At 66.7% G+C, this 9,545-nt stretch carries 12 protein-coding genes and 2 tRNA genes; 4 read left to right on the forward strand and 10 right to left on the reverse strand.

What is annotated here, in order from left to right; genetic code table 11:
• Window positions 1–19: 19 nt before the first annotated feature.
• A complete protein-coding gene (locus ACP7AZ_RS01830; RefSeq protein WP_426035513.1) occupies window positions 20–784 on the forward strand; it encodes a sterol desaturase family protein in 765 nt (254 codons plus the stop codon).
• On the opposite strand, the gene ACP7AZ_RS01835 is transcribed toward ACP7AZ_RS01830, so the two are convergent.
• The 6 genes from ACP7AZ_RS01835 to ACP7AZ_RS01860 form a co-directional block, all read right to left on the reverse strand.
• Entirely contained in the window at window positions 751–1,071 is a 321-nt protein-coding gene (locus ACP7AZ_RS01835) for a YbjQ family protein (protein WP_303695630.1), read from the reverse strand. The genes ACP7AZ_RS01830 and ACP7AZ_RS01835 overlap by 34 nt on opposite strands.
• Window positions 1,072–1,088: 17 nt before the next feature.
• Window positions 1,089–1,616, reverse strand: a complete 528-nt coding sequence (locus ACP7AZ_RS01840) for a dihydrofolate reductase (RefSeq protein WP_426035515.1) — start codon at window positions 1,614–1,616, stop codon at window positions 1,089–1,091.
• A 173-nt stretch (window positions 1,617–1,789) separates the two neighbouring features.
• Window positions 1,790–2,005, reverse strand: coding sequence for an aquaporin (locus tag ACP7AZ_RS01845; protein WP_426035517.1), 216 nt, complete (start codon window positions 2,003–2,005; stop codon window positions 1,790–1,792).
• 93 nt (window positions 2,006–2,098) lie between these two features.
• Window positions 2,099–2,413 carry a phosphoribosyl-ATP pyrophosphohydrolase gene (locus ACP7AZ_RS01850; protein ID WP_426035519.1) on the reverse strand — a complete coding sequence of 105 codons (315 nt, stop codon included), beginning with the start codon at window positions 2,411–2,413 and terminating at the stop codon, window positions 2,099–2,101.
• Window positions 2,410–3,267, reverse strand: a complete 858-nt coding sequence (locus ACP7AZ_RS01855) for a thymidylate synthase (protein WP_426036062.1) — start codon at window positions 3,265–3,267, stop codon at window positions 2,410–2,412. Before ACP7AZ_RS01855 ends, ACP7AZ_RS01850 begins: the two co-directional genes overlap by 4 nt.
• 323 nt (window positions 3,268–3,590) lie before the next feature.
• Window positions 3,591–4,133, reverse strand: coding sequence for a DUF924 family protein (locus tag ACP7AZ_RS01860; protein ID WP_426035521.1), 543 nt, complete (start codon window positions 4,131–4,133; stop codon window positions 3,591–3,593).
• Between ACP7AZ_RS01860 and ilvC the strand changes: the two genes are divergently transcribed.
• Window positions 4,132–5,148 carry a ketol-acid reductoisomerase gene (gene ilvC, locus ACP7AZ_RS01865; RefSeq protein WP_426035523.1) on the forward strand — a complete coding sequence of 339 codons (1,017 nt, stop codon included), beginning with the start codon at window positions 4,132–4,134 and terminating at the stop codon, window positions 5,146–5,148. The two genes, ACP7AZ_RS01860 and ilvC, sit on opposite strands and share 2 nt — an antisense overlap.
• Window positions 5,149–5,216: 68 nt before the next feature.
• Here the strand turns inward: ilvC and ACP7AZ_RS01870 are convergent.
• Window positions 5,217–5,293: transfer RNA gene (locus tag ACP7AZ_RS01870), tRNA-Pro, on the reverse strand.
• 155 nt (window positions 5,294–5,448) lie between these two features.
• On the opposite strand from ACP7AZ_RS01870, the gene ACP7AZ_RS01875 reads away from it, so the two are divergent.
• Window positions 5,449–5,522, forward strand: a tRNA-Gln gene (locus ACP7AZ_RS01875).
• A 47-nt stretch (window positions 5,523–5,569) separates the two neighbouring features.
• On the opposite strand, the gene ACP7AZ_RS01880 is transcribed toward ACP7AZ_RS01875, so the two are convergent.
• The gene (locus tag ACP7AZ_RS01880; protein ID WP_426035525.1) at window positions 5,570–6,172 is read right to left on the reverse strand and encodes a sensor histidine kinase; all 603 of its coding nucleotides are present in this window, start codon (window positions 6,170–6,172) and stop codon (window positions 5,570–5,572) included.
• Window positions 6,173–6,362: 190 nt separating this feature from the next.
• On the opposite strand from ACP7AZ_RS01880, the gene ACP7AZ_RS01885 reads away from it, so the two are divergent.
• A complete protein-coding gene (locus tag ACP7AZ_RS01885; RefSeq protein WP_426035527.1) occupies window positions 6,363–6,761 on the forward strand; it encodes a response regulator in 399 nt (132 codons plus the stop codon).
• Here ACP7AZ_RS01885 and ACP7AZ_RS01890 read toward each other — a convergent pair whose 3' ends face one another.
• Together ACP7AZ_RS01890 and ACP7AZ_RS01895 are read right to left on the reverse strand one after the other, a co-directional pair.
• Window positions 6,762–7,310, reverse strand: a complete 549-nt coding sequence (locus tag ACP7AZ_RS01890) for a GNAT family N-acetyltransferase (RefSeq protein WP_426035529.1) — start codon at window positions 7,308–7,310, stop codon at window positions 6,762–6,764. It lies immediately after the preceding gene.
• Complete coding sequence (locus tag ACP7AZ_RS01895; RefSeq protein ID WP_426035531.1) at window positions 7,307–9,523, reverse strand: S9 family peptidase; 2,217 nt, start codon at window positions 9,521–9,523, stop codon at window positions 7,307–7,309. Before ACP7AZ_RS01895 ends, ACP7AZ_RS01890 begins: the two co-directional genes overlap by 4 nt.
• Window positions 9,524–9,545: the final 22 nt, after the last annotated feature.

Below are 9,545 nucleotides of genomic sequence, written 5' to 3' on the forward strand. Positions count from 1 at the left end.
GAAGGGGTAAGGTGAATCTATGGTCGTCGCCGTCCTCGTCACCACAGTCTGGCTCAGCCTAATCATCGGTGCGCGCTATCTGCTGGTCGCGGGCGGCATGTGGTGGATCACCTGGGGGCGACCGAACGGCGTCGGGCGCCGATTGAACCGCGAGCGGCCGTCGCGCAGGCTGATGCTGCACGAGATCCGCTACTCACTACTGTCGACGCCGATCTACGCCTTCCCCGCGGCCATCGCCCTGGAGGCGTGGAAGGCGGGCGGGACGAAACTGTATCTCGATCCCGCCGCCTGGCCCCTGTGGTGGCTGCCGCTCAGTTTCCTGCTCCTGCTCATCGTGCAGGACGCCCATTACTACTGGACCCACCGGCTGCTGCACGACCGGCGGGTCTTCGCCTGGGCCCATGCGGCGCATCACCGGGCGCGCGACCCCAGCCCCTTCGCCAGTTTCGCCTTCGATCCGGCGGAGGCCGTGTTGACCGCCTGGTTGCTGCCGGTTCTGGCCTTCATCGTCCCGCTGAACATCTGGATGCTGGCCGTGATGCTGACGGTGATGACGGCGACGGCGGTGATGAATCACTGCGGCCGGGAGATGTGGCCGGATCGTTGGGTGCGCGGGCGGATCGGCTCACAGCTGATCACGGCGACCCATCACAGCCGGCACCACACCCACATGAGGACGAATTTCGGGCTCTATTTCCGGGTCTGGGACCGCTGGTGCGGGACCGACGCCATGCCGCCTGCGGACAGGACTCAGACGGGTTCGACGACGACCGCCGTGCCGTAGGCCAGCACCTCGGTCACGCCGGGCATGATCTCGGTGGCGTCGTAGCGCATGGCCAGGATGGCGTTCGCCCCGGCGGCCCTGGCGTGTTCGACCAGATGTTCGAAGGCTTCCTGCCGCCCGACCTCGGCCAGCTTCACATAGGCCCCGACGCGGCCGCCGAGCATCGACTGGACGCCCCCCACCATGTCCGAAATGGCGTTGCGCGAGCGCACGGTGATGCCGCGCACGACGCCGATGTGGCGCACGACCTTGTGGCCGAAGATCTCGTTGGTGGTGGAGGTCATCATGACTGGCGGCTCCGGGGTCAGAGGCGTTCGAGGATGCGGAAGGCGAAGGCGTGGTCGTCTTTCTCGCCCGCATCATGCCGCTCGATCGAGACTTCGCGGAAGAGGGATTCGTCGAAGGCCGGAAAGACCGCGTCGCCCTGCGGCTCCGCATCCACCTCGGTGATGTAGAGCCGCTTCGCACGCGGCAGGGCGGTCTCGAACAGGGCCGTGCCGCCGATGACGCAAACCTCGTCGATGTCGTCGTCCTCGGCCGTCTCGCGGGCGATATCGATGGCGTCGGCGAAGCTGGAGACGACCACGGCGCCCCTCGCCTTGCCGGATTCCTCATAGGACAGGTCGCGTGACAGGATCAGGTTCAGCCGGCCGGGCAGGGGGCGCAGCGGCAGGCTCTCCCAGGTGCTGCGGCCCATGATACAGGGCTTGCCCGTGGTGATCGCCTTGAACCGTTGCAGGTCGCTGCGCAGCGTCCACGGCAGGTCGCCGTCCCTGCCGATGACGCCGTTCCGGGCGCGTGCCACCACGAGAGCAATGTGAGGAATGGGCATGGGCGGCTCCGTCGATGCAGAACCTGATCGGCTGAGGAGGAATCGCTTCGCGATTCCGCTGATGCCGTGAATCAGGCTCCAGGTTTAAGCGAAAGCTTGATTCACGCTTCATGTCGGACCCGCGAAGCGAGTCCACCAGAAACGATCATGCTCTGGCCGCCCACTGACCTGTGTCAGGGGTCCGGGTCCAGCACTTTCAACCGGAACAACAGAGCCCCAGCACCGCGCCCACGGCCGGGGCGACGATGAACAGCCACAGCTCGCGGATCTCCGTGCCCCCGCGCCCCCGCGAGGACAGCGGGACCGAAGCTGCGGGCCGGATTGACCGAGACGCCGGTCGCCTGGATGCCGACGATGTGGATGACCGCAGGGGTGACGCCGATGGCCACGCCCGCGAACGGTCCGTGACCCTTGTCGCCGCTGGCACCCCGGCCGCCCGATGCGGATCCAGACGGAAGGCCGCGCCGAGTCCTATGGTGACGCTAGGCGAATTGAACGCCGGTCTTCGGCTCGAGCCAGTGGAGCCATTTGCGTTGCATCGCCTTCTCCAGATCGATGCCTGCGCGGTCGCAATAGATCAGAAGCATGCCCAGGACATCGGCCGCCTCGTCGCCTAGCGCGTCCGGATCGGCGGCGCCCCGCGCGCGGCCGCTGATCCGCAGATGTTCGGCCGTCAGCTCGCCCAGTTCCTCCTGCAGCTTCAGGATCGCCCAGTCGCCGGAGCGGTCGATGCCGTGTTCGGCGGCATAGATGTCGGAGATGCGAGCGACCTTCTCCGACAGTTCGGAGAGGATCATATGGCGACGGCCGCCTTGATGTGCGGGTGCGCCTCGTAACCCGACAGGACGAAGTCCGACGGATCGAAGGCGAACAGGTCGCGCTTCGCCGCGATGGTCATGGTCGGCAACGCCAGCGGCTGGCGGGTCAGCTGGAGCGCGGCCTGTTCGACGTGGTTCGAATACAGGTGGGCGTCGCCAAGGGTGTGGACGAAGTCGCCCGGCTCCAGCCCCGTGACCTGGGCCACCATCATGGTCAGCAGCGCATACGATGCGATGTTGAACGGCACACCCAGGAAGACATCGGCCGAGCGCTGGTACAGCTGGCAGCTCAGCTTGCCGTCGGCGACGAAGAACTGGAACAGGCAGTGACAGGGCGGCAGGGCCATGTCCTCGATATCGGCCGGGTTCCAGGCCGAGACGATGTGACGCCGGCTGTTGGGGTTGGCCTTCAGCCCCTCGAGCAGGCGCGCGATCTGGTCAATCGACTCGCCGTTCGGCGCGGCCCACGACCGCCACTGTTTCCCGTAAACCGGACCCAGCTCGCCATTCTCGTCGGCCCACTCGTCCCAGATCGAGCAGCCGTTCTCCTTCAGCCAGCGGGTGTTGGTCTCGCCGCGCAGGAACCACAGCAGTTCGACGATGATCGAGCGCAGGTGCAGCTTCTTGGTCGTCAGAAGGGGAAAGCCCTTAGACAGGTCAAAGCGCAACTGGCGGCCGAACACGCCCAGGGTGCCTGTGCCGGTGCGGTCGTCGCGACGCACCCCGTTGTCGAGAATGTCGCGCAACAGGTTGAGGTACTGGAATTCCGGATGATCGGCCGGCGCGGCGCCGATACGGTCCTGAAGGTCACTGATCTGGGCCACGGCGTTCATCGCCACAGTGTGCCGGTGATTCGCCGCCGTCACATCGGCGCGATTCGGTTGCTCACAGGAAATTGGCCTCGCCTGCGACCGAATCTGGCGCACCCGCGTGGCAGGGTTCCGGCTTGAACCGCGCCAGCCAGATCAACTCTCCCGGACCTCTACGGTCAGGGCGGCGCGATGCCCCGCCGACGGGGTGCGCTCGCCAACCCCTGCCTCTATTCGTGCTCGGTCCAGTAACTCCCATAATTTGAATGAGATAGGGAAATTATCGCTCACGGACACAGAGAAGTTGGACTCTTTGGACTCCTTTTTTTTGAGTGCAATCCGGCGGTTCAGCCTCCGAACCCGCCCTGATCCAGAAAGGCCTGTTCCTCCGCCGTCGTCTCGCGGCCCAGCGCCCGGTTGCGGTGCGGGAAGCGGCCGAAGCGAACGATGATGTCCCGGTGGATGTGGGCGTACTTCAGCACCTCGGGCATGTCGGCGCACAAGGGCAGGGCGGCGTCCTGTTCGGCCAGGGCCTCGGAATGCTCGAACGGGGTGACGAAGAACTGGCGCAGATCCGGCTCGAACGTCTGGGGCCAACCGCGCTCCCAGGCCTGTTTCGCGTACATCAGCCCCAGGCTGTCGGTGGCGAACTGGTGCGCCGTGCCGCGGTAAGAGTTCCGGGGATACTGATCGAGCAGGATCATCAGGGCCAGGGCGCCCTCGGCCGTCTCGATCCAGTCATCCAGTTCCCGCCGGGCGGCGGCCCAGTGCGGGTCGAGAGCAGCCTCGCGGAACGCGCGGTCGAAGGCCTCGTCCTTGGCGTACCACTTCTGCGGCCCCGCCTCTTTCCAGAAGGCGACGACGGAGGAAGGCGTTATGAGGACGGTCATGAGCCAGCTTGTACCCAATCCGCTTCCCGTCTTCCACGACCGCGACTGCGACCTGTCGATCATCCGCGGCAAGCGGGTGGCGATCATCGGCTACGGCAGCCAGGGGCGGACCCACGCACTGAACCTGCGCGACAGCGGCGTCGTCGACATCGTCGTGGGGCTGAAGGCCGGTTCGACGACGCGGGCGAAGGCAGAGGCCGACGGCTTCCGTGTCCTGACCGCCGGCGAGGCGACGGCGGGCGCCGACGTCATCGCCGTCATGGTCTCCGACGAGGCGCATCGTGACCTGTATCGCGATGAGATCGAGCCGAGCATCCGGCCGGGCGCGGCCCTGATCTTCGCCCACGGCCTGTCGGTGCGGTTCGGGCTGGTGACGCCGCGCACCGACCTCGACGTCATCCTCGATTCGCCCAAGGGCATCGGACCGCGCATCCGCGATCTCTACGAAGCCGGGGAGGGAGTCTTCTGCCTGTTCGGGGTCCATCAGGACGCGACCGGCGGAGCCCACGCCCTCGGCCTGTCCTATGCCGCGGCTCTGGGCTGCGGCCGCAAGGGCATTCTGGAGACCACCTTCGCCGCTGAATGCGAGAGCGACCTGTTCGGGGAACAGGTGGTGCTGTGCGGCGGCGTCGGCGAACTGATCGACGCGGCCTTCATGAAGCTGGTCGACGCCGGCTATCCGCCGGAGGTGGCGTGGTTCGAATGCTTCTACGAGGTCAAGCTGGTCACGGACCTGATGTACGAACGCGGCATCGCCGGGGCCTTCGCCAAGATCTCCAACACCGCCGAGTACGGCGCCTATCTGACCGGCCCTCGCGTGATCGGGGAGGCGTCGCGGACGGCGATGGACGGGGTGCTGGCCGATGTGCGCGACGGGTCGTTCGTGAAGCGGCTGATGGCCGACTACGACGCCGGTTCGCCCGAACTGCTGGCGCGCAGGAAGGCGCTGGGAGGCCGTACGATCGAGGCCGTGGGCCTGCGTCTGGGGGAGGTGGCGACAAGGGCGGAGGACTGAAACGAAAAGAGCGCTCCTGACGGGGCGCTCTTTCGATCGTATCGGGGGTTCGGACACCCCTGCATAAATGGTCGGAGTGAGAGGATTCGAACCTCCGACCCCTGCCTCCCGAAGGCAGTGCTCTACCAGACTGAGCCACACTCCGACTTGGAGGCGGGCTTATAGCGAGGGGTTTCGGAGCCTGCAAGCGCGATCCGGGGCTTTGCAAAATAGTCCGGAAACCGGGTGTTGCATCCCCGGCAGCCTTGGCGTATTCGACCGCCTCCCTCGGGCCCAGGCCCTCGGGCGCACCGGTCCTGCTGGGGAATGGTGTAATGGTAACACTCCGGTTTTTGGTACCGTCATTCAAGGTTCGAGTCCTTGTTCCCCAGCCACGGCCTTCCAGGCAGTCCAGCCATGACCACGCCCTCAGGGGCGGGCGTCAGTGCGTCGTTTCGGGCCGTATAGTCAGGCGCACGCGGATGCCGACACCGGCTCCGGCCGCGGATTCGATGACCATGGCGCCCCCCAGATGGGCGACCAGCCCCTCCACCAGCGCCAGGCCGTCCCCCTTGGCGAGGTCATCCGCGCCGATCCCCGAATCGCGAACCACCAGGCTGACGCCGTCGGAGGCCCGGGAGCAGGCGATGGCGATGGAGCCCCGGCGGTCTTCCGGGAAGGCGTGGCGCACGGCGTTGGAGATCAACTCGTGCACGATGATGGCCAAGGGCAGGGCGTGGCTTTCCGGCAGGGCGGTCGGGGCGGCGCGCAGGTCGATGCGCACGCCGCGAGTCTCGCAGGTCCGCCGCCAGAAGCCCGTCGCGTCATCCAGGTAGGCGGCGAAATCGACTGACCCGCCCTCCACCACGCGGCGATTGATCAGACCCATGGCGGCGACGATGTCGCTGAGCCAGGTCAGATGCCGCCGGCTCTCGGAATCCCGGACGCTGCGCAGCCGGATGCCGACCAGCGCCTGGAGCAGCTGATAGCCGCCAGGCAGCGGCGGATCGATCTCGGCGAGTCTCAGTTCCGAGTCGGCGGCCATTCGCCCCCCAAGGCGCGTAAATCGGAGATTCTGATACCTCACGGTGAACCAACTTTCCAAGCGCGCGTTTGGATTGTGCGGTAACCGACACAGTAACCTTTACGACCGTCGGCGGGGCGCTTTGGCGAGTAGATTGCAGCAGACGTCTGGCCTGCGGGTCATGATCGTGGAGGACTAGGCGATCCTCGCGATGGAACTGGAGCTCGTGCTTGGCGACGCCGGGTGCGACGTGGTCGGCTGCGCCATGGATCGCAAGGGCCCCTTCGAGATTGCCGAGCGCGAGCGGCCAAGGCTGGCCCTGGTGGATGTCAACCTGCTGGACGGGATGACCGGGCCGCAGATCGCGCATCGACTGGTGAGCGACTACGGTATGGCCGTGATCTTCCTGACCGCCAACCCGGAACAGATTCCCGACGGATTCGCGGGCGCGCTAGGCGCTGTGTCCAAGCCGTTCGACGAGCAGACGATCCGCGCCGTTGTGGCCTTCGCACAGCGTTTTATCCTGACCCGGACGGTGGGCGATCCGCCGAGGCGGTTCCGGCTGGCGCCGTGGCTGACCACGCCGCCGGCGGACATCGCCCCGCACTGATCAGGCGAGACCTCCGGTCAGATCGATTCCCGGAGCCTTGGGCGGGACGCCGGTCGGATCGAGATCAAGCTGCATCAGGTGGACGTCCAGCCACCGATCGAACTTCCAGCCGACCTGATGGTAGCGACCCACGCGGCCGAATCCGAGGCGTTCATGCAGGGCGATCGACGCCTGACTGGTTGTGCTGTCGCTGATGGCGCCGATGATATGGCGCAGGCCCAGCTCGCGGGCCCGATCGATCAGGGCGACCAGCAGCGCGCGGCCGATGCCGCGGCCGCGCGCGGTCTCCTCGACATAGATCGAGCCCTCGACGCCGTAGCGATAGGCCGGACGCGGCCGGAACGGCGAGGCGTAGGCATAGCCCGCGAAGGCGCCGTCGATCTCTGCCACGAACCACGGCAGACCCCTGGCGCGGACGGCGGAGAAACGGCCGGTCATCTCGGCCAGCGAGGGCGGCTCCAGCTCGAACGTCGCCGTGCCGGTCAGAACCTCGCGGCCGTAGAGGGCCGTGATGGTGGGGAGGTCGTCGGGTGTCGCCTCGCGGATCACGCGGCCTCCCACCCCCGTTGGATCGCCCAGACCGCGAAAGCGTAGTCGTGGGCGACTTCCTTCAGATAATCGAAACGGCCGGAGGCTCCGCCGTGGCCGGCCTCCATGTTGATCTTCAGCAGGACCGGCTTGCCCGAGGTCGTCGCGGGCCGCAGCCGGGCGACCCACTTCTCGGGCTCCCAGTAGGTCACGCGGGGATCGGACAGGCCCCCCGTGGCCAGGATCGCCGGATAGGCCCTGGCCTCGACGTTGTCATAGGGGCTGTAGCTGGCAATGTAGTCATAGGCCTGGACGTCCTCGATCGGATTGCCCCACTCGGGCCATTCCGGCGGCGTCAGGGGCAGGCTGACGTCCGACATGGTGTTGATCACGTCCACGAACGGCACCTGGCCGATGACCCCGGCCCAGAGCTCGGGCCTCATATTGGTCACCGCCCCCATCAGCAGGCCGCCTGCGGACCCCCCTTGCGCCACGATGTTCCCGGCGCGGGCGTAGTCTCGGCTGATCAGATGGTCGGCGGCGGCCGTGAAGTCCGTGAAGGTGTTCTTCTTAGTAAATTTGCGTCCGTCGAGGAACCAACCCCAGCCCTTGTCCGAGCCGCCCCGGATGTGGGCGATGGCGTAGATCCAGCCGCGATCGACCAGCGACAGCCTTCCGGTCGAGAAGCTGGCCGACATCGGGATGCCGTAGGAGCCGTAGCCGTAGAGCAGCAGGGGTGCGGACCCGTCGACGGGCGTCGAGCGACGACGCAGAACAGTGACCGGCACCAGCTTGCCGTCCGAAGCAGGGGCGTTCAGCCGCTCGACCACATAGTCCGCCGGGTCGTGGCCCGAAGGGACCTCCTGTACCTTGCGCAAGGTCCGCACACGGGTGGCGAGGTCGTAGTCGTAGGTCGAGGTCGGGGTCGACGGCGAGTTGTAGTCGTAGCGCATCGTCGTGGTTTCGAACTCCGACGCCCCGGCCAGCGACAGGGCGTAGGCCGGTTCGTCGACGGCGATCTCGTGCTCGTCGCCCGCGCGGCTGCGGATGACGATCTTCGTATTGGCGTCGGCGCGCTCCTGCCGGGCGAGGAAGCTCTTCACCACGGCCACGCCCTCGATGAAGCGGCCGGGCGTGTGGGGGACCAGGTCCTCCCAGCTGGCGCGGGCGGGCCTTTCGGTCGGGGTCTGGACAATCTTGAAGTCGATGGCGTCGTCGGCGTTGGTGCGGATGACCCAGCGGTCCTGCCAGTGATCGACGTCGTAGCGGACGGCGACCTCGCGCTCGGCCAGGATGACGGGCAGGTTCGTCGGCCGCTGGCCGGAAATGTAGCGGGCCTCCGAAGTCTCCTGATTCTGGATCGAGATGACGATGAAGGCGTCGTCGGAGGTGCGTTCGACGCCCATGAACATGCCGTCATCGGCTTCCTCGTAGACCAGTGTCGTTTCGCCGCCGCGGGAGGGGCGGCGGAAGATCTTGTCCGGGCGGCCGTTGTCGTCGCGGTTGGTCCAGAAGATCCAGCAGGAGCAGGGCGAGAAGGTGAAGTTGCCGGTCGCCGACGTGATCGGGTCGGGTAGGACCTCGCCGGTCGCCAGGTCGCGGGTGTAGATGTGGTGGACCTCCGACCCCTGGGCGTCTTCGGCATAGGCGAACAGGGTGTGGTCGGGGCTGTGCTCGACGGCCGAGACCTCTGAATAGGCCTTGCCCTCGGCCAGCAGGTTACAGTCCAGCAGCAGTTCGGGCGTCGGGGCGACGATGAAGTTCTTAGTCACCTGTCGCCCGTCGGCGATCCAAGTCCCCTGGCGCTCGACACGCATATAGCGGGGGTGCTGGTCGCCGGTGCGGTATTCGGTGAAATACTCCCACGGGCCGTCGGGCGAGGGGACGGATGAATCGTCCTCCTTGATGCGGCCCTTCATCTCCTCGAACAGCTGCGCCTGCAGCGGAAGGGTCGAGGCCAGCATGGCCTCGCGATAGGCGTTCTCGGCCTCCAGGTGCTCCTTGACATCGGCCTTGATTAGGGTCGGGTCGCGCAGGACGGCCTGCCAGTTGTCATCCTTCATCCACTGATAGTCGTCGGTGCGTATGCGCCCCAACTGTTCGATGACGACGGGAATCTTCCGGGCGACGGGGGGCGAAGGCGACATCTGGGCTCCGGGGGAACGGGCGAGGGCGGGGGAGGCGGCGGCGAGCGCCGAGGCGGCGGTCGTGGCGACGAATTCGCGGCGGTTCATCGTGGTCGCTCCCCTGTAAGTC

The sequence above is a fragment of the Brevundimonas sp. DC300-4 genome, from assembly GCF_049897365.1.
In the GTDB taxonomy this organism is placed as follows: Bacteria; Pseudomonadota; Alphaproteobacteria; order Caulobacterales; family Caulobacteraceae; genus Brevundimonas.